Origin of the sequence: Gordonia spumicola (assembly GCF_009932475.1) — a bacterium.
Taxonomy (GTDB): domain Bacteria; phylum Actinomycetota; class Actinomycetes; order Mycobacteriales; family Mycobacteriaceae; genus Gordonia; species Gordonia spumicola.
Map to the genome: position 1 here is coordinate 551,467 of NZ_BJOV01000005.1, position 18,986 is coordinate 570,452.

The window sequence follows — 18,986 nt, forward strand, 5'->3', positions numbered from 1 at the left end:
AGCGGTCACGACGGCGGCGCGGTCAGAGGAAGGAGACGAAGATGAGGACGATCGGGGTCAAACGGCTGGCAGTGGTGGGAGTCGGAGTCGTCGCACTGGGCGCGGGATCGCTCGTCGGCACCGGTGACGCATCCGCCTGGGTGACGAGATCCGGGCACCCCGCGTCGGTGGAGACGTCGGGCGACCACCTCAAGGTCTCGGCGACCAACCCGTTCGAGGTGGAGATGCTGTGCGCGGTGTCGGCGTTCCCTCGAGCGGACAAGGACAAGCTGGACGAACTCGCCGGGCGGCTGCGTTCGGCCCTGGTGAACGCCCGCGCCCGCGATGTCGACGCCTACAACGCCGACAACCAGGCCATCGGTGAACTCAACGCATACCTCGGTGGTCGAGTGCTGGGCACCGGTGGTCTGAGGGTCCCCGCGTCCGGGTCGGAGAGCGCCGAGCTTCCGACGCTGACGAGTCCCGTCGACAAGTACTCGGTGCTGACCATCTGCAAAGTCGACCTGAACGGAGACGAGGACGACACGCCCGAGACGCTCGATCTCGACGCGCAGGTGTTCAATCCGTCCGCCGCGTCGTCGGGAGACACATGGGGAAGTCTCGGTGATCTCCTGCCCATCTGACCGCGTGGCGGTCCGCATCGGGCATGCCCGGGCGGCCTGGCTCGCGTTCGCGGTGATGGGGGGAATCGTCGCGTCGGCGGCAGGGTCGGCCGCGGCTGAGCCGAGTTCGGCGACGCCTCCCGCCGCGACGAACACGGTGTGCGAGACGGCCGACAGACTGATCGGAGCCGGCGACCCGGTGGGGGCCGGGCAACTCCTCGAGCGACCAGATCCGGGCGCTGCGGGCAAGACGTACGGCGACGCCTGCAGTACCCAGGCTGCCGCGGCACAGCAGGCGGTCGTCGCGGCCGACGGACTGATCGACCGCGCCGTGGTGCTGAGGAGGGGCACCCCGGACTCGGCCGTCAGGGAGGAGATCGGACGGCTGATCGTCGATGCTCGAAAACTGAACCGGCACGTCGACGTCAGGCCGGAGGTAGTCGAATTCGACGCACCGAAACAGGCCGGATCGGCACCCGTCGACGCGCGATCCCGGTGGTCGGCGTTCGAGACGGACGTCGTCGGACCGGCGTGGGATCTTCTCACGAAGGGACTGCTCGCCCTCCTTCTCGCAGTGGTCGCAGCCCGGCTCCTGGTTCCGGTTCCAGGCATCGACTGGCGACGGTCCGCTTCGAGTGCGAAGCGGTGGGGTGTTCTCGGCGTCATACTCGGGTGTGCGCTTGCGTTCGCTCCGATGATCGTGTCGTGGATCGGCGCTCCGACCGTCGCGCAGTTGGTCCTGATGGTGCTTCTCGGGGTGGCGGTCGCGGGGTCGCTCGGCCGGGCGGTCTCGACTCGTCAACGGATCACCATCGACCGCGGATCGTCCTCGACGTCGTCAGACGACGGGACGACTCCACTGCCGAGCGTCATCACCAGTCACCTCGAACAGCTGGGGTCTGGGCCGCACCGTGGCGTCGAACTGACCAAGGGCACGGACACCACTGTTCTCGACAAGTCGACGATCACCGCCTTGGTGAACGGCGGGGTCGTCGACTTGCTCAAGAACTCTGTCGTCGAACTGTTAGGGGTGAGCCCGTGGCGGATATCGGTCACGAGCAACAAAGCACAGACCGGCGACGGCGGGGAGTCTGGTGCGCCCGTGGTCCACACGATCACCGTCTCGCACAACCGTAGAACCCGGCACTCGTACACGGTGACGTCGGCGGACCTGACAGTCGGAAGCGAGACGATCCCGGTCGAGAAGATGGTCGCCGCGGCCGCGTTGACCAGCCTCGGTGAGTACTTCGTCCGCGACTTCTCCGCCGAAGCCGGGACTACGAAATGGCGAAGTCTCGGCTGGTCGTATGCGGCCCAGGACAAGGACCTTCCCGAGCCCGTCCGTCTGGAACTGTGCCAGCGTGCGGTCGCCGAAGACCCGTTCAACATGCAGGCCCAGCACGCATTGTGGCACCTGACATACCGCGACTCGAGAGATCCCACGACGCTGCTCGCCTATGCGGAGTGGCTGGACTGGGCGGAGAAGGTGGTGGTCAAGAGAGGCCACGACCCGCGATCGCCGTTGCGCTTGCGGATGATGTACACGGCCGCCGCGGTCACGCTGAACGCGCAGGTGTTGATGACACGATCGGCGGCACCGAGCGCTCCGTGGCCGGATACCTACTCGCCGCCCCCGCCGGTTTCGATCCCTTCAGCGGATGACGCAGCGAAGAGGGTCGAGAAGCTTGTTCGCGCCCTTCCAGGTCTGTACGCCGACCCTGCTGATCCTTTCGTTCGGCACATGTGGCTGCTCGCATTCGCGTTGATGCGGTGCTCCCATTCGCCGGACGTCGCACCGATTGGACCTGCGGCACGTCTGGCGTCCGAGGCGTTGAATTGGAGCAGCGTGGCTCGATACAACGAAGCGTGCAGGCTCGTGATGGCCGACGGCGATTCGAGTGACGAAGAGATCATGCGTCTGCTCGACTTCCGCCTCCTGCGCACGGAGTCCCCGATCGAGGCATTCGGACGTGACCCGTACTTGACGGAGTGGATGGACGACAGGCGTACAGCGGCCCTCGTCGAGAGGCGTACGGCAAGGGGACTGTCCGGCTGATCACGGCGGGACTCGGCGCCTGCGAGTCCCGCCGTGCCGCTACGTCACGGCATGCCCGCGGCGACCTCGGTGCCTTGGCGGATGGCGCGCTTGGCGTCGAGTTCGGAGGCGAGGTCGGCTCCGCCGATGACGTGGGTGATCACACCCGCCTCGGTGAGCGGGTCGACGAGGTCGCGGACCGATTCCTGACCCGCGCAGACGACGACGTTGTCCACCTCGAGCACGCGCTGGCCGGTCACGTTGCCCTCCTTGTCACGGATGGTGATGTGCAGGCCCGCGTCGTCGATCTTGTCGTAGCTCGCGCCCGAGATCTGCTCGACGCCTTTCATCTTGACGGTCGCGCGGTGCACCCAGCCGGACGTCTTGCCGAGCCCCTTGCCCTGGCCGCCCGGCTTGCGCTGCACCATGTACACCTGGCGCGTCGCGGGCAGTGGGCGTGGCTTGGTGACGAAGCCGGGGGTGTCGAGGTCTTCGGTGACACCCCACTCCTGCTCCCACTCCTTCAGGTTCAGCGTGGGTGACTCGTCGACGGTCAGGAATTCGGTGACGTCGAAGCCGATACCGCCCGCACCGATCACCGCGACGCGCTTGCCGATCTCCCGGTGCCCGAGGACGGCGTCGGCGTACGACACGACCATCGGGTGGTCGATGCCGTCGATGTCCGGCACGCGCGGCACCACACCGGTGGCGACGACGACCTGGTCGAAGCCGCCGTCGATGATCTCCTGCGCCGACACGCGGGTGCCGAGGTGGACGTTCACGTTGTTGATCTCGAGCTGGCGGGTGAAGTAACGGATCGTCTCGTTGAACTCCTCCTTGCCGGGGATGCGGGCGGCGATGGAGAACTGGCCGCCGATGCTGTCGCCGCCCTCGTAGAGGTCGACGCGGTGACCGCGCTGAGCGGCCGAGACCGCGGCCGACAGGCCGGCGGGTCCGGCGCCGACTACGGCGACGCGCTTGGCGGTGCGGGTGGCGCCGAGCGTGAGGACGGTCTCTCGACCCGCACGCGGATTCAGCAGACACGACACCTTCTGGCCCACGAACGCGTGGTCCAGACACGCCTGGTTGCAGCCGATGCAGGTGTTGATCTCGTCGGACCGGCCGTCTTCGGCCTTGTTCGCGAACTCGGGATCGGCGAGCAGCGGGCGCGCCATCGAGACGGCGTCCACCTTGCCGCCGGAGAGGATCTCCTCGGCGAACTCGGGTGTGTTGATGCGGTTGGACGCGATCAGCGGGATCGAGACGACGTCGCGCAGGCGCTCGGTGAACTTCACGAACGCGCCGCGCGGCACCGACGTGACGATGGTCGGGACCTGCGCCTCGTGCCAGCCGATGTCGGTGTTGATGGCGTCGACGCCCAGTTCCTCGGCCTTGCGGGCGAGCTGCGCGATCTCGTCGAACGTCTGACCGTTCTTCACGAAGTCGGCGACGCTCTGCCGCAGGATGACGGGGAAGTCACGCGGGGTCTGCTTGCGGATCTCTTTGATGATCTCCAGCAGGAAGCGCTGGCGGTTCTCCGTCGAACCGCCCCACTTGTCGGTGCGGTCGTTGGTGTGCGGGCACAGGAACTGGTTGATCAGGTAGCCCTCGCCGCCCATGATCTCGATGGCGTCGTAGCCCGCCCTGCGGGCCAGCTTCGCGGCCTGACCGAACGACCGGATCACGTGCCAGATGATCTGTTCGGTCATCTTGATGTGCTTGAACGGGTGGATCGGTGACGGTTCGCTGCCCGCGGCCACCTTGAACGGCGTGTAGCCGTAGCGCCCGGCGTGAATGATCTGCAGCGCGATCTTGCCGCCCTCGGCGTGTACGGCCTTGGTGAACTCGCGGTGCCGGATCACATCGGCCTGGTTCGTCATCTTGCCGGCGAACGGCAGCAGCAGGCCGGTGCGCGACGGCGCGAAACCGCCCGTGATGATCAGGCCGACGCCGCCGCGTGCGCGCTCGGCGTAGTAGGCGGCCAGCTTCGGGGTGTCCCAGACGCGGTCCTCGAGGCCGGTGTGCATCGATCCCATGACGATGCGATTGCGCAGCGTGGTGCCGCCGATCGTCAGGGGCTCGAAGAGGAGCGGGTAGTGGGCGTTGGGTTCGGCCGTGTGGGCTGACATGGCAGGACCTTTCTCTCGTGGCTGTGGTCGGTGAGGAAGTTCAGGAGTTCTGGAGTTCGCGGCGGAAACCGGTGAGGGCCTCGTCGCACCAATCGACGGTCGCCTCGGTGGCGCGGATGCCGCCGCGGAGGACGATGTACTGGTTGAGTCGACGCCCGCGCAGGGTGTCGGGGTCGGGATAGTAGTCGCGTTCGAAGCCGCGATAGACCTCGAGCATCGCCGCGGCCTCGTCGCGATGGCAGGCGAGCTGGTCGATCACCTCGGAGAGGTCGCCCATGTCGGCGGCCCGCAGCTTGACGCCGAGGTCGCTGCGCATCGGGGGGAACGGCGTCGGCGTGGCGACCCAGTCGGCGAGCATGTCCCGGCCCGCGTCGGAGATCGTGTAGACCTTCTTGTCCGGTCGGCCGTCCTGCGGGACGGCCTCGAAGCTCACCAGACCGTCGGCGTGCAGCTTCTTGAGCGTCCGATAGATCTGCTGGTGAGTGGCCGACCAGAAGTATCCGATGGACCGCACGAACTGCTGCCCGATCTCGTAGCCGGTCCCCGGGCGCTCGGTCAGCGAGACGAGGATGGCGTGCTCCAGTGCCATGCGACGACGCTAGCAGTGCACCAACGCACTATGCAACAGGGCGGTATGAAACAAGGTGCATATAGGTGGGCGCTGTGCTGCGAAGACTGATATGAAGGTGCCGTGACCACTCTGCGACGTATCGACCTTCCCGGATCCGCACCCGAAGACGTCGCCGTCCTGCCCGACGGCCGCATCGCGACGGGCCTGGCAGACGGACGTCTGCTCGCCGTCGACCCGACCACCGGAGCCGTCGAGGTCCTCGCCGACACCGCGGGGCACCTCCTCGGACTCGACGCCCGCGCCGACGGCTCGATCGTCATCTGCGACCACGACCGCGGGCTCCTGCTCCTCGAAGCGGGCAAGCAGCGTGCGGAGGTCCTCGCCGACACCGTCGACGGCAGACCGCTGCACTTCGCGAGCAACGCGGTCACCGCCTCCGACGGGACCGTGTACTTCACCTCGTCCAGCCAGCGCTTCACCATCGACCGGTGGCGCGCCGACCTCATCGAGCACTCCGGAACCGGGCGGCTCATGCGACGCACCGTCGACGGAAGCGTCGAGGTGTTGCGCGGGGGACTCCAGTTCGCGAACGGAGTCGTCCTGGCGCCGGACGAGTCGTACGTGCTGGTCGCCGAGACCGGAGCCGCCCGGATCTCACGGCTCCGGCTCACCGGCGACCGCGCGGGCGAATGGGACGTCTTCGCCGACGACTTGCCCGGCTATCCCGACAACATGTCGGTCGGCAGTGACGGCTTGGTGTGGGTGGCGCTCGCGTCACCCCGCAACAGCGTCCTGGAAGCCTTGTTCAAGCTGCCCCTGCGGGCCCGCAAGGTCCTCGCCCGAGCGCCCGAGCGCGTGGGGCCTGCGCCGGAAGAGATCGTGTGGGCCCTCGGCATCGCCTTCGACGGCACGGTGGCGCGGAACGTACGGCTCGACGACGTCGACTTCTCGTTCGCGACCGGAGTCGTCGAAGTGGACGGCACGTTGTACTTCGGGACGATCCACCACGACGCGATCGCCGTCGTCGTGCCCGACTGACTGCGTCACCCGCCCGTCGCGCAGTGTCGCGACGCGATCGGCGAGCGGAAGGATCCGCGAGTCGTGGGTGATCAGGAGGGTGGTCCGACCGTCGGTCAGCCTGCGCAGGGGACCGATCAGGTCGGCGACCGACGCGTCGTCCAACGCCGACGTCGGCTCGTCGAGGATCAGGATCGCGGTGTCGCGCAGCAGCGCGCGGGCGATGCAGAGCCGTTGCCGCTGGCCGCCGGACAGTTCCAGCCCGCCGTCGGCGAGGACGGTGTCGTAGCCGTCCGGGAGTCCGCGGACGAAGCCGTCGGCCCCGACCGCGCGCGCCGCGTCGATCACCGCGGCGCGTGACGCGGCGGGTCGACCGTAGGCGATGTTGTCGGCGACGGTGCCGGCCTTGATGATCGGAGCCTGCGGAAGCAGTGTCACCCGGTCGCGCACGGACGCGGCGGTCGCGCCCGCGATGTCGACGCCTCCGATGCGCACCGAACCCGAGGTCGGCGTCTCCAGCCTGCCGAGCATGGCCGCCAGCGTCGACTTGCCCGCACCGCTCGGTCCGACGAGCGCCGTCACCACGCCTTCGGGCAGTGACAGATCGGCGTCGCGCAGGATCACCCGGTCGCCGCGCGTCATCCCGATCCGATGGAAGTGGACCTCGCCGCCGCGATCGGCGAGCGGCCGCGCATCCGGGTGGTCGGGTGCGTGCGGTGATTCGTCGAGCAGTTCGGCGATGCGCGCGGCGCTGACCCCGGTCGAGGCGAGCGAGAGCCGGACCTCGGCCAGCTCTTGGAACTTGGGATAGAGCATGGACACGTAGCCGGTCAACGCCATCAACTGGCCGATCGACAGGGCGCCGTGACGAACCTGCCACACGCCGACGACGGCGACCGCCAGCGCCACCAGGACCTGCGCGAACCCGAGCACCGCACCGAAACCGGCCTCGATGCGGGTCAGCGCGATCCTGGCCGACATCCATTCGCGGCCGCGACGATGCAGTGCGGCCCGTTCGACGGTCTCCTGGTTGTACGCGACGGTCACCTCGTGGCCGGTGAACGTCGACTGCAGGACATCGGTGAGATCGCTGTCGGCGGATCGTTCGCGCCATGTCCGGTTCGTCTGGCAGCGGCCGTACCACGACGACAGGAGAGCGATCGGAGGCACCGAACACAGTGCGACGATCGTGACCACGGCGTTCATCCAGAACGCGGCGATCAGAAGGGCGAGCATGTTCACGGCGGCGACCACGCCGCCGAGCAGACCCGACGCGACGAGATGCTCCACGGCCTCCAGGTCGCTCGAGTGCCGGACCACCAGATCTCCGATCCCACGTCTGCGGTACGACGCCGGTGACAGGCGTTGGACGTGCGCGAACACGGTGTCACGCAGCGTGAGGACGATCTTCTCCGACTCCTTGACCGCGATCATCTGGCCGAGATAGTCGCCGAGCGACGACGTCGCGGTCACCGCGATCCACGCGAGCGCCAGCGGCATCAGGGCGGACACGTGCCGGACGTGGAGCGCACGATCGACGACGTCGGACAGCACGAACACGCCGATCGCATCGCATGCGGCGGCCACGATGAACAGGACCGCGGCGACGCCGAGCAGCCCTCGATGGCCGCGGAGGAGGGGAGCGAATCGGATCAGGGCACTTCGGGGAGTCACAGCTGGGCACTCTCATTTCGGTCGGGCTCGCCGAGCGTCGGGACGGATCGACCACAAGCGACCCGGTCGGTGCTCAACGCGCTGCGTGCGCCGGACCCGTGGGGGAGGTCCGGCGCACGCTGGCGAGTCGAGGCAGGGGCTGGTCAGCGCCAGACCCAGATCCACCGGTGACCGCGGCGGTCCCACTCGCGGACGCGGCGACGGCGGCGCGGCGGCTCGTGGTGCTGCTGACCGCGGTTGTTCGAGCGGGGTGCGTCGTGATTCGGCATGAGTTCTCCTTGGAATCGATGTGGTGTGGTGCTCTGGTGTGCGCCACGTGATTCAAGGTAGGAATCGTTCCTGGCAGGATTCGGGTGCGCGGCCTGCCAGTTTCCTGGCCGCGATCTCACACATGCGGCGTTCCTCCTGCGAGGTGTTCATTACGTACCGGTGATCGGCACCGCCGTCGAACGCAACATCGCGTCCCTAGTTTCGAAGTCGACAGTCGACGACCACACCGTCGACTCCGGCACGAGGAGGCACACGTGAGACGCAGTCACACGATCGAGAACTGGGACGCGGAGGACATCGTCGCGTGGGAGTCCGGCGGGAAGGAGATCGCGCGCCGCAACCTCGTCTGGTCGGTGGTCGCCGAACATGTCGGCTTCTCCGTGTGGTCGCTCTGGTCGGTGATGGTGCTGTTCATGCCCTCCGACGTCTACGGCATCTCGGCCGGTGACAAGTTCCTGATCGGAGCCGTCGCCACCCTGACCGGCGCGGTGCTGCGTTTCCCGTACACGATGGCGACCACCCGATTCGGCGGGCGCAACTGGACGGTCTTCTCCGCGGTGGTGCTGCTGGTGCCGGTCTCGGCGACGATCGTCCTGCTCGCCAATCCCGGCCAACCGCTCTGGATGTACCTGGTGTGCGCCGCGTCGACAGGCCTCGGCGGCGGCAACTTCGCGTCGTCGATGACCAACATCAACGCCTTCTATCCCCAGCGGCTCAAAGGCTGGGCGCTCGGTCTCAATGCGGGCGGCGGCAATCTGGGTGTGCCCGCCGTTCAGCTTCTCGGACTGCTCGTCCTGGCGCTCGTCGGCAATACCGAGCCCTACTGGGTGTGTGCGTTCTACCTGGTCGCGCTGGTGATCGCAGGCATCGGCGCCGCACTGTTCATGGACAACCTCGACGGCCCGGGAGTGGACATGACGGCGATGAGAGCCGCGGTCGCCAACAAGAACACCTGGGTGATCGCCCTGCTGTACATCGGGACGTTCGGCTCCTTCATCGGCTTCTCGTTCGCGTTCGCGCAGTTGCTGGTCATCAACTTCAAGGCCGACGGACAGTCCGCGGGCGACGCCGCGCTGCACGCCGCGTCGATCGCGTTCATCGGGCCGTTGCTCGGTTCGATCAGCCGCGTGTACGGCGGGAAGCTCGCCGATCGCATCGGTGGAAGCGTGGTCACCCTCGGGGTGTTCGTCGGCATGATCGGGGCCGCCGCACTGCTGATCGTCGGAAACGGCTCACTCACCGTCTCGGTGATCGCCTTCATCGCCCTGTTCGTGCTGTCGGGCATGGGCAACGGCTCGGTGTACAAGATCATCCCGTCGGTGTTCGACGCGGCATCACGGTCGCTGCCACTCGACGAGGCAGGGCGCTCGGACTACTCGCGGTCCATGTCGGGCGCGGTCATCGGAATCGCGGGCGCCGTCGGCGGCCTCGGAGGCGTCGGCATCAACCTGGTGCTTCGGCAGTCGTACCAGTCCGGCGACGCCGGATCCGGAGTGTGGGCGTTCACCGTCTTCGCGGTGTTCTACCTGATCGCCGCGCTGGTCACCTGGCGCGCCTATGTCGCCGCTCCGGCCGCGGCGGGAGGCGGCGAGCAGGCCGTCGCATCGGAACCGGCCACGTCTGGAACGATTGCTTCATGAGTCTCGGTACCGATCGGGGAACCCCGCCCACGCTGGCGGGGTTCTCCGTTGCCATCACTGCGGCTCGTCGCGCGGAGGAGTTCGAGGCCCTCCTGACCCGTCGCGGCGCCCGTGTCGTCTCCGCCGCAGCCATCTCGATGGTCCCGCTGGCCGACGACCGAGGTCTTTCGGAAGCGACCGCGAACCTCATCGCGAACCCGCCGGACGTCGTGATCGCGACCACCGGCATCGGTTTCCGCGGCTGGATCGAGGCCGCCGACGAGTGGGGTGTGGCCGACGACCTGCTCGCCGCGCTCGCCGGAGCCCGCGTGATCTCCCGCGGCCCGAAGGCCACCGGAGCACTGCGCGCAGCGGGGCTGCGGGAGGAGTGGTCACCGGAATCGGAGTCGTCGGCCGAGGTGCTCGCGCACCTGACCAGTGACGACCTCGGTGGAAAGCGAGTAGCGGTCCAACTCCACGGGGCGATCGACGCGTGGGATCCCAATCCCGGCTTCCTCTCCGGCCTCGTCGGGCGGGGTGCGAGCGTCGTCGGCGTGCCCGTCTACCGATGGGAGGGACCGAGCGACGTCGACGCGTTCGACGCCCTCGTCGACGACGTCGCCCGAGCACGCGTGGACGCGGTCGCCTTCACCTCGGCGCCCGCGGCGGCGTCGATGCTGCTGCGCGCGGACGAGCTCGGCGTCCGCGACACGCTGGTCGCGGCGCTGTCGGGTCCGGTCACCGCGTACAGCGTCGGACCGGTGACGTCGGCGCCCCTGGACGCGGCGGGCATACCGTCGGTGGCGCCCGACCGGATGCGGCTCGGCGCACTCGCTCGTCTGATCGCCGAGGACCTGCCCGCGGGCAGCCCAGATCTCGCTGTCGCCGGTCACCGTCTCGGCGTCCATGCGGCGGCGGCGGTGGTCGACGGAGAGGTCCGGGACATGTCGGCGAGCGGGCTCACCGTGCTCAAGGCCCTCGCCGAGCATCCAGGAGACGTCGTGTCCCGACACGACCTCCTGACCTTGCTTCCCGCGGCGGGCGACGACCTGCACGCCGTCGAGGTCGCCATCGGGCGGCTCCGGGACGCGCTCGGCGCCAGGGAGATCGTCGGGACCGTGGTCAAACGCGGCTACCGCCTCGCGGTGGACTGAGCGCAGACGAGACTGGTGACCAACGGCTGACGAACAGCCGTTGGTCACCAGTTCCGTGTGTGCCGACGTGATCAGACAGTGACGGGTCGCGCCGCGAGAGCGCACGCGCGGTCCACGATGAGGGGATGGAGCCCGAGTGGGCGCGCGACGACGTCGGCTCCCGACTCGACGAGCCTGCTCTGGAACAGTCCGGGAGCGAGCAGGTGAGATGCGACGGCGACGCGGCCCCGAGTCCTCGACACCGCCTCGGCGACGCTCGGGATGTGCGCGACGCGCGGCGACGGTGCGGCGAACGCGACGGTCACCGGAGCGTCGACCAGCGACGACAGGCGGTCGGCGACCTCCTCGACGTCGGCGACGGCCATCGGGTCCGACGATCCCGCGGCCGCGAGGACCACGGTGTCGCCGCGGCGACGGCCCGCCTCGTCGAGCCGGTCGACGAGAGCGGCGAGCACCTCGTCCGACGGTCCGAGGGAGTCGGTGACCGTCGTCGGCGGGAGACCGGGCCGTGACAGGTGATCGGGGATGTCGCGGCGCACGTGGTAGCCGCGGCCGAGGAACGCGGGAACCACAGTGACGCCCCTCGACTGCGCCCCTCGACCGCGCTCGGGAACCGCTCGGGGAGCCGAACGACGTGCGAGGGCCTCGCTCGGGCTGGGGCCGAGGACGTCGACGAACGCCACCGACACGTCGACGTCCAAGCGTTCGCGCATCGCGCGGGCGAGGTCGCCGATGAGGGCGACCCCGTGCGGGTTGCGGGTTCCGTGCGCCACCAGGAGGACTGTCATTTCACGGCCGGTTCGGGGCGCCGGCCGAACCGGACGTCGGGCGTGTTGGCGACGAACACCGTGCCGTCGATCCCGATGCGGGTGGCGAACACGGGAACCCGGATGCCGTCGACGTCCAGGCAGCGGCCGTCGATCAGACTGAACGCCTGCTTCTTCAACGGCGACGCGACGACCGGGAAACCGTTCCGATCACCGACGATGCCGCGGGAGAGCACCGCGGCCCGGCCGATGGGGTCGATGTTCCCGACCGCCCGCAGTGAATCGTCGGCCAGTCGGAACAACGCCACTTGCACCTGGTCGGGGAGCAGGACGGCGACACCGCGCAACGGCTGGAGCCGGTCGAATGCGCAGGCGGGAGTCCAGTCGCGGGTCCAGCGGTGCAGATCGAAGGCGAGGGTCATCGGGGACTCCTGACGGTCGGCTGTCCGAGGAGGACCGGGACCTTGCGGCCGTGGCTCTCGCCGAACGAGATGGTGGGGTCGGGAACGCCTGGGGCGTTGACGAACGACGTGAAGCGGGCGAGCTTGTCGGGGTCGTCGAGGACGCCCTTCCACTCGCACTGGTAGCCGGACACGTGGCGGGCCATGTCGGCCTCGAAGTCGGCCGCGAGGCCGAGACTGTCGTCGACGACGACGGCCTTGACGTGGTCGAGGCCGCCGTCGACGGACTCCATCCAGGCCGCGGTGCGCTGCAGTCGGTCCGCTGTTCGGATGTAGTACATGAGGTACCGGTCGATGTAGCGGACCAACGTCTCGGTGTCGAGGTCGCCCGCGAGGAGCTGCGCGTGGCGAGGTGTCATGCCGCCGTTGCCGCCGACGTACAGATTCCAGCCGCTCTCGGTGGCGATGACGCCGATGTCCTTGCCCCTGGCCTCCGCGCATTCGCGTGCACATCCGGAGACGCCCATCTTGATCTTGTGCGGCGACCGGAGTCCTCGGTATCGGAGTTCGAGGTCGATGGCGAGCTGCACCGAGTCCTGCTGTCCGTACCGGCACCAGTCCGATCCGGCGCAGCTCTTCACCGTGCGCAACGACTTTCCGTACGCCTGCCCCGACTCCATGCCGCCGTCGACGAGACGCTTCCAGATCTCGGGCAGCTGATCGACGGTGGCGCCGAACATGTCGATGCGCTGGCCTCCGGTGATCTTCGTGTACAGCCCGAAATCGCGTGCGATCTCGCCGATCAGGATGAGCTGTTCGGCGCTGATGTCGCCGCCGGGAACGCGGGGCACCACGGAGTACGTGCCGTTGCGTTGGATGTTGGCGAGGAAGTGGTCGTTCGAGTCCTGCAGGGACGCCTGCTCGCCGTCGAGGATGTGATCGCTGCTCGTGGATGCGAGGATCGACGCGACCGTCGGCTTGCAGATGTCGCAGCCGGTCCCGGTTCCGAAGCGTTCGACGAGCCCGGTGAACGTGCGGATCCCGCTCGCGCGGACGAGTTCGAAGAGCTCCGCGCGGGAGGCGCCGAAGTGCTCGCACAGCGCGGTCGACTGTTCGACGCCGGAGTCGGCCAGGATCTGCGACAGCAGCGGGACACACGAGCCGCACGACGTTCCCGCGCCCGTGCACTTCTTGAGTGCGGCGACGTCGCACGCGCCGTTCTCGATCGCCGCGCACAGGGTCCCCTTGGAGACGTCGTTGCAGGAGCAGATCTGGGCGTCGTCGCCGAGCGCGCCGACACCGAGTGCGGGAGCGTCGCCGGACGCCGGGCTGATGAGCGCCACCGGGTCGCCGGGCAGACTCGACCCGACGAGTGGGCGGAGCAGACCGTACGAGCCTGCGTCGCCGACCAGCACACCGCCGAGGAGAGTCGAGGCGTCGTCGGAGAGGACGAGCTTGGCGTATGTCCCGTTGATCGGGTCGCTCACCACGACGTTCAGCGCTCCCGGCGTCTCGCCGTGGGCGTCGCCGAAACTGGCGACGTCCACGCCGAGGAGCTTCAACTTCGTCGACGTGTCGGCGCCGGGGAACTCCGCGGTGCCGTCGAGGAGACGGTCGGCGACGACCTCGGCGGTCGCATAGCCGGGGCCGACGAGTCCGTAGCACCGTCCTTCGACGGCCGCGACCTCGCCGATCGCGTAGATCGCCGGATCACTCGTCACGCCGGACAGATCGGTGAGCACACCACCGCGTTCGGCCGTCGCCAGTCCGGCGGCTCGGCCGAGCTCGTCGCGCGGGCGGACACCGGCCGCGAAGACGAGCAGCGCCGCGTCGACGACGGTGTCGTCGGCCAGGGTCACCGCCACGCCCGAATCGCTGCGGGTGATCGTCTTCGTCCCGGACGACAGGGAGATGTCGATGCCGAGCTCGCCGATCATCCGCGCGAGGTGCTCGCCGCCCGCCGGGTCGATCTGCTGGGGCATCAGCCGCGGATTCACCTCGACCACGTGCGGTCGAAGGCCCATCTGGCGCAGTGCGTTCGCGGCCTCCAGGCCGAGCAGCCCGCCGCCGACCACGAGTCCTACCGGCGGCGTGCCGGGGTTCGCCGCGAGTGCGGCGTCCGCGTCGACGCGGATGGCGTCGAGATCGTCGAGCGTGCGGTAGACGTGGCAGCCCACGGTGTCGTGACCGGGCACCGGCGGCACGAACGCGTACGACCCGGTTGCGAGGACCAGGGCGTCGTACGAGACGGTGTGGCCGTCGTCGAGGCGGATGACGCGGGCCTCGCGGTCGATGCCGGTGACCTGCCGCCCGAGCACCACCCGAACGTTGTCGTCTCCGGCGTAGTCGTTGCCCGGCAACGCGAGTGCGCTCCGATCCCAGCCCCCGACATACGACGAGAGGCCGACCCGGTCGTAGGCGGCGTCCGCCTCCTCACCGATCACGACCACCCGCCACCGCGAGTCGATGTCGCGCGTGCGGAGTGCTTCGACGAAACGGTGACCGACCATTCCGTGCCCGATGACTGCGACTGTTCTGTTCATGCTCACGACGCTATGGATCGGGTGTTGCAGCTGATCGGGCCCGGCGTTGCCCGAGTGTCACCGCTTCCGCACAGTGTTACGAATCCGTGTGTGAGGGAGGGAAGCGATCAGTAGACGTCCCGGACGTAGCGGTTGTCGGCGGCGAGAGCGGTCACGTACTGGTCGGCGCTGTGCGGCGCGAGACGACCCTGTTGGGCGACGATCTCCCGCAGCGCATCGTCCACGTCGCGGGCCATGCGCGACGCGTCGCCGCACACGTACACGTGCGCGCCGCGGCGGATCCACGACCACAGTTCGGCGGCGTTGTCGCGCATGAGGTCTTGGACGTACACCTTCTCGGCCTGGTCGCGTGAGAAGGCGACGTCGAGTCGGTCGAGGACGCCCGCGTCGCTGAACTCGGCGAGTTCGTCGCGATACAGGTAGTCGGACGCGCGGTGCTGCTCACCGAAGAACAACCAGTTGTCACCCGAGGACCCCGATGCGGCCCGATCGTGGAGGAAGCCACGGAACGGCGCCACTCCGGTACCCGGACCGATCATGATCGCCGGAGCATCGGCGTCGGCAGGCGGACCGAACTTGGCGTTGGGCTGGACGAAGACCCGCACCGGGGTGTCGGTGTCGGAGTCGGCGAGGAACGTCGAGCACACCCCGCCACGCGCCGATCCGGAACCGGCTGCCGCGAACCTGACGGTCGACACGGTGATCTCCACTCGGTCGGCGCGACTCCGGGGACTCGATGAGATCGAGTACAGCCGGGGCTGGAGCGGTCGGAGCACAGCCAGCCACTCGGCGACGTCGGCGACCACCGGATACGACGTCAACAGGTCGACCGACTGCCGCCCCCACGACCAGTCGGTGAACGCCGCCCGGTCGTCCACGAGAGTCTTCACGAACGAGTCGCCGTTGCGTTCGGAGACGAACACCAGGAGGTCGCGGGTGAGCCGCGCGATCTCGAAGTGATCGGTCAGCGCCGTCCGCAGCGTCGTCTCGCCCGAGGCGACGTCGACGAGGAGGTCGCCGTCCAGTCCCGTCGCCGTCAGCCACTCGTCGACCAGGGACGGCGCGTTGGACGGCCACACGCCGAGAGCGTCGCCCGCCGTGTACGTGAGAGTGCCCGGAGGCAGGTCGAACGCCAGGCGACGCACCTCCTTCGCGGAACTCTCGCCGGTCAAGAGCTCGTTGGTCACCAGCGACGTCGCCAGCGGATTCTTGCGGGAGTACGTCTCGACTGCGCTCGACGAGCCGGGAAGGACTGCGCCCGATGTGCCGGGTGGCGTCTCGCCTGCGCTCGACGGGTCGGCCGGGCGGGGAGAGGCCAGGGTGGGAAGGAGCGCGGTGATCCAGGCGTCGGCGGTGGCGTCGTCACCGGGCTCGCAGGACACGCGCGCGGTGATGCGTGTCGCCCCGAGGTGAGCGAGCCGTCCGTCCAGTTTGCGGGCGAAACCGCAGAAGTCGGCGTACGACGAGTCGCCGAAGCCGAGGACGGCGTAGTCCAGGTCGGCGACGTCGGACTCGGTGGCCGCCGACAGTCGGGTCCACAGTGCCGCTCCGTTGTCCGGCGGGTCTCCGTCGCCGGTGGTCGACACGACGAACAGCGCCGTGCCGTGAAGTTCGTCGAGATCGACGGCGTCGGCACAGCGCACCCTGACGGCGATCCCGGCCGCGTCCAACGTCGGCCCGAGTCCGGTCGCGTACTCCTCCGCGGTCCCGGTCTGCGACGCCCAGACGACAGTCACCGACGGCCGCGTCGGAGCGCTGTGCGTGACGGCGGCGGGAGTGCGCGAGTAGAAGCCCGCGAGCACGCCGTCGGCCCACGCCCGGACCTCCTCGGACAGCGGCGACTGCGCGGGGATCGTCGGGATCTCCTCGACGGGCGGATTCGCGGTGAGGCCCTGCACGAGGCCGGACAGATACGCCTGCTCGGCGGGCAAGGCCGCCGGACGGTGTCCGACGGCGCCGAACACTCCGGCGAGAGGATGGTCGGCGAGCGGTTCAGCGGTCACAGGTGACGTCTCCAACGGTTGGTCGATGCGGGTCAACACGACGGCGCAGGCCTTGAACTCGGGCTGCAAGGAGTCCGGGTCGACGGCGTCGCTGGTCACGGCGTTGACGGCGAGATCGGGGCCGGCGGCGTCGTTGAAGTGCATCGGCACGAAGCAGCAGCCGGGGGAGATGTCGGCCGAGAGCTGTGCCGGGACGCGGACGGCACCGCGGCGAGAGCGGACCTCGACGAGGTCGCCGTCCGTGACGCCGAGGTCGGACGCGGTGTCCGGATGCAGCTGGACGAAGCTCGACGGATTCAGCCGGTTGAGTTTGGCGACCCTGCCGGTCTTGCTCATCGTGTGCCACTGGTGGGCGAGACGCCCGGTGGTCAGGAGCAGCGGGAAGTCGTCGTCGGGCAGTTCGGCGGGCGGCAGGTACGGCCGGGCGAGGAACTGTGCGCGCCCGTTGGCGGTCGCGAACCGAAGACCGTCGCCGTCGAGGTATCGGATCGGGTTTCGATCGGGCCCGCCCGGGGCGGCGGGCCACTGCACCGGGCCGCCGCGGAGCCGGGTGTAGTCGACGCCCCGGACGTCCCAACCGGTGCGGGGATTGTGGAAGGTCGTCAGCTCGTCGAACACGGCCGCCGCGTCGGGGAAGTCGAAATGGTCTCCGAACCCCATGGCGGTCGCGACGTCGCAGATCAGCCGCCAGTCGGGGCGCGCGTCGCCGGGCGGAGAGACGGCGGGGACACACAGCGTGAGGCTGCGCTCGGAGTTCACCATGACACCCTCCGCCTCGGTCCAGAGCGCGGCCGGGAGGATCACGTCGGCGTACTCGGCGGTCTCGGTGCCGGTGAAGACCTCTTGGACGATCACGAGATCCGCACGTTCCAGAGCGTCGATCACGGTCTGCCTGTTGGCGACCGACGCGACCGGATTGGTGCAGATGATCCACGCGGCGCGGATCTCGCCCGCGGCCATGCGTTCGAACATGTCGATGGTGCCGCCGCCCGGATCCGACCGCAGGGTTCCCGGATCGAGTCCCCAGACCGATTCGACTTCGGTGCGGTCACGCTCGAGCAAGGCGGTCCGCTGACCCGGGAGCCCCGGGCCCATGTAGCCCATCTCGCGGCCGCCCATCGCATTCGGCTGCCCGGTCAACGAGAACGGCCCCGATCCGGTGCGGCAGATCGCGCCGGTCGCCAGATGAAGGTTGCAGATCGCGTTCGTGTGCCAGGTGCCGTGCGTGGACTGGTTGAGTCCCATCGTCCACAGGCTCACCCACTCGTCGGCGTCGACGATCATCTGCGCGACCTCGCGGAGGTCGTCCACGGCCAGTCCGGTGACCTCGGCCACCCGTTCCGGCGGGTACTCCTCCAGCAGCGGACCCATCGTGTTCCAGCCGTCGGTGTTGGCGTCGATGAAGTCCTGATCCACGCCACCGGCGTCGACGACGAGCCGAAGCAGCCCGTTGAGCAGCGCGAGGTCGGTGCCCGGCCGCACCGGGAGGTACATGTCGGCCTTGGCCGCGGTCGCGGTGCGGCGCGGGTCGACGACGACAAGCTTCGCGCCCGCCTTCACCCGGTCCATCATGCGCAAGTAGAGGATCGGATGGCACTCGGCCATGTTCGCGCCGATCACGAAGAACAGGTCGGCGTGGTCGAGGTCGTCGTAGCTGCCCGGCGGCCCGTCGGCGCCGAGAGACTGCTTGTACCCGGTGCCCGCGGACGCCATGCACAGTCGTGAGTTCGACTCGATCTGGTTGGTCCCGAGGAAGCCTTTGGTCAGCTTGTTCGAGAGGTACTGGGCCTCCAGCGACATCTGGCCCGACACGTAGACGGCGATCGAGTCCGGACCGTGCTCGTCGCGGATCGCGGACAGCCTCCGCGCGGCCTCGGCGACGGCGGCGTCGGTGGAGACCTCGACTCGTTCGGACAGTCGATCCGGACGCACGGACGACGAGGTCAGGCGACCGGGAGCAGCGAGCATGTCGACGGTGGTCGAGCCCTTGGTGCAGAGCCGTCCCCGATTGGCCGGATGCCCCGGGGTGCCCTTCGACGCCGTCACCGCACCGTCGACCACGGTGAGCGTGAGACCGCAGCCGACGCCGCAGTAGCCGCACACGGTGTCGACGGTGCGAGTGGCATCGTTCATGGGTCGATCGTCGTCACCGCGTGTTTCCGGATGTGCCCCTTCGTGTTACGCCCCGATCAACCGTGAGT

12 protein-coding genes and 1 pseudogene are annotated in these 18,986 nt (G+C 68.8%); 5 read left to right on the top strand and 8 right to left on the bottom strand.

Going from position 1 to position 18,986, the window contains the following annotated elements:
• The first annotated feature begins 41 nt into the window (after window positions 1-41).
• Both GYB83_RS13785 and GYB83_RS13790 read left to right on the top strand, forming a co-directional pair.
• Window positions 42-623, top strand: coding sequence for a hypothetical protein (locus GYB83_RS13785; protein ID WP_161896008.1), 582 nt, complete (start codon window positions 42-44; stop codon window positions 621-623).
• A gap of 4 nt (window positions 624-627) precedes the next feature.
• Window positions 628-2,658, top strand: coding sequence for a hypothetical protein (locus GYB83_RS13790; RefSeq protein ID WP_161896009.1), 2,031 nt, complete (start codon window positions 628-630; stop codon window positions 2,656-2,658).
• A 44-nt stretch (window positions 2,659-2,702) separates the two neighbouring features.
• Here GYB83_RS13790 and GYB83_RS13795 read toward each other — a convergent pair whose 3' ends face one another.
• Window positions 2,703-4,766 carry an NADPH-dependent 2,4-dienoyl-CoA reductase gene (locus GYB83_RS13795; protein ID WP_161896010.1) on the bottom strand — a complete coding sequence of 688 codons (2,064 nt, stop codon included), beginning with the start codon at window positions 4,764-4,766 and terminating at the stop codon, window positions 2,703-2,705.
• A 40-nt stretch (window positions 4,767-4,806) separates the two neighbouring features.
• Window positions 4,807-5,355, bottom strand: coding sequence for a PadR family transcriptional regulator (locus GYB83_RS13800; protein WP_161896011.1), 549 nt, complete (start codon window positions 5,353-5,355; stop codon window positions 4,807-4,809).
• 102 nt (window positions 5,356-5,457) lie between these two features.
• Between GYB83_RS13800 and GYB83_RS13805 the strand changes: the two are divergent.
• Window positions 5,458-6,102: pseudogene (locus GYB83_RS13805) on the top strand (SMP-30/gluconolactonase/LRE family protein); the annotation flags it as partial.
• Between the two features lie 9 nt (window positions 6,103-6,111).
• Here GYB83_RS13805 and GYB83_RS13810 read toward each other — a convergent pair.
• Entirely contained in the window at window positions 6,112-8,028 is a 1,917-nt protein-coding gene (locus GYB83_RS13810; RefSeq protein ID WP_371865070.1) for an ABC transporter ATP-binding protein, read from the bottom strand.
• 143 nt (window positions 8,029-8,171) lie between these two features.
• Window positions 8,172-8,297, bottom strand: coding sequence for a hypothetical protein (locus tag GYB83_RS23900; protein ID WP_267130328.1), 126 nt, complete (start codon window positions 8,295-8,297; stop codon window positions 8,172-8,174).
• A 255-nt stretch (window positions 8,298-8,552) separates the two neighbouring features.
• On the opposite strand from GYB83_RS23900, the gene GYB83_RS13815 reads away from it, so the two are divergent.
• Window positions 8,553-9,938, top strand: a complete 1,386-nt coding sequence (locus tag GYB83_RS13815) for an MFS transporter (RefSeq protein WP_161896013.1) — start codon at window positions 8,553-8,555, stop codon at window positions 9,936-9,938.
• The gene (locus tag GYB83_RS13820) at window positions 9,935-11,071 is read left to right on the top strand and encodes a uroporphyrinogen-III synthase (RefSeq protein WP_161896014.1); all 1,137 of its coding nucleotides are present in this window, start codon (window positions 9,935-9,937) and stop codon (window positions 11,069-11,071) included. Before GYB83_RS13815 ends, GYB83_RS13820 begins: the two co-directional genes overlap by 4 nt.
• A gap of 71 nt (window positions 11,072-11,142) precedes the next feature.
• Here GYB83_RS13820 and GYB83_RS13825 read toward each other — a convergent pair whose 3' ends face one another.
• The 4 genes from GYB83_RS13825 to GYB83_RS13840 all read right to left on the bottom strand — a co-directional run bounded on the left by GYB83_RS13825 (window position 11,143) and on the right by GYB83_RS13840 (window position 18,918).
• Entirely contained in the window at window positions 11,143-11,859 is a 717-nt protein-coding gene (locus GYB83_RS13825) for a sirohydrochlorin chelatase (RefSeq protein ID WP_161896015.1), read from the bottom strand.
• Window positions 11,856-12,260 (bottom strand): nitrite reductase small subunit NirD, encoded by a 405-nt coding sequence (nirD, locus tag GYB83_RS13830; protein WP_161896016.1) that lies wholly within the window; start codon window positions 12,258-12,260, stop codon window positions 11,856-11,858. Before nirD ends, GYB83_RS13825 begins: the two co-directional genes overlap by 4 nt.
• Window positions 12,257-14,782, bottom strand: a complete 2,526-nt coding sequence (gene nirB, locus GYB83_RS13835; RefSeq protein ID WP_186349784.1) for a nitrite reductase large subunit NirB — start codon at window positions 14,780-14,782, stop codon at window positions 12,257-12,259. Before nirB ends, nirD begins: the two co-directional genes overlap by 4 nt.
• Before the next feature lie 107 nt (window positions 14,783-14,889).
• Window positions 14,890-18,918 (bottom strand): bifunctional nitrate reductase/sulfite reductase flavoprotein subunit alpha, encoded by a 4,029-nt coding sequence (locus GYB83_RS13840; protein WP_161896018.1) that lies wholly within the window; start codon window positions 18,916-18,918, stop codon window positions 14,890-14,892.
• Between the last annotated feature and the right edge of the window lie 68 nt (window positions 18,919-18,986).

Bases quoted from the DNA above. Each gene is read 5' to 3' on its own strand.
- GYB83_RS13785 (WP_161896008.1), top strand. From the start codon at position 42: ATGAGGACGATCGGGGTCAAACGGCTGGCAGTGGTGGGAGTCGGAGTC.
- GYB83_RS13795 (WP_161896010.1), bottom strand. From the start codon at position 4,766: ATGTCAGCCCACACGGCCGAACCCAACGCCCACTACCCGCTCCTCTTC.
- GYB83_RS13800 (WP_161896011.1), bottom strand. From the start codon at position 5,355: ATGGCACTGGAGCACGCCATCCTCGTCTCGCTGACCGAGCGCCCGGGG.
- GYB83_RS23900 (WP_267130328.1), bottom strand. From the start codon at position 8,297: ATGCCGAATCACGACGCACCCCGCTCGAACAACCGCGGTCAGCAGCAC.
- GYB83_RS13820 (WP_161896014.1), top strand. From the start codon at position 9,935: ATGAGTCTCGGTACCGATCGGGGAACCCCGCCCACGCTGGCGGGGTTC.
- GYB83_RS13825 (WP_161896015.1), bottom strand. From the start codon at position 11,859: ATGACAGTCCTCCTGGTGGCGCACGGAACCCGCAACCCGCACGGGGTC.
- nirD (WP_161896016.1), bottom strand. From the start codon at position 12,260: ATGACCCTCGCCTTCGATCTGCACCGCTGGACCCGCGACTGGACTCCC.
- nirB (WP_186349784.1), bottom strand. From the start codon at position 14,782: ATGAACAGAACAGTCGCAGTCATCGGGCACGGAATGGTCGGTCACCGT.
- GYB83_RS13840 (WP_161896018.1), bottom strand. From the start codon at position 18,918: ATGAACGATGCCACTCGCACCGTCGACACCGTGTGCGGCTACTGCGGC.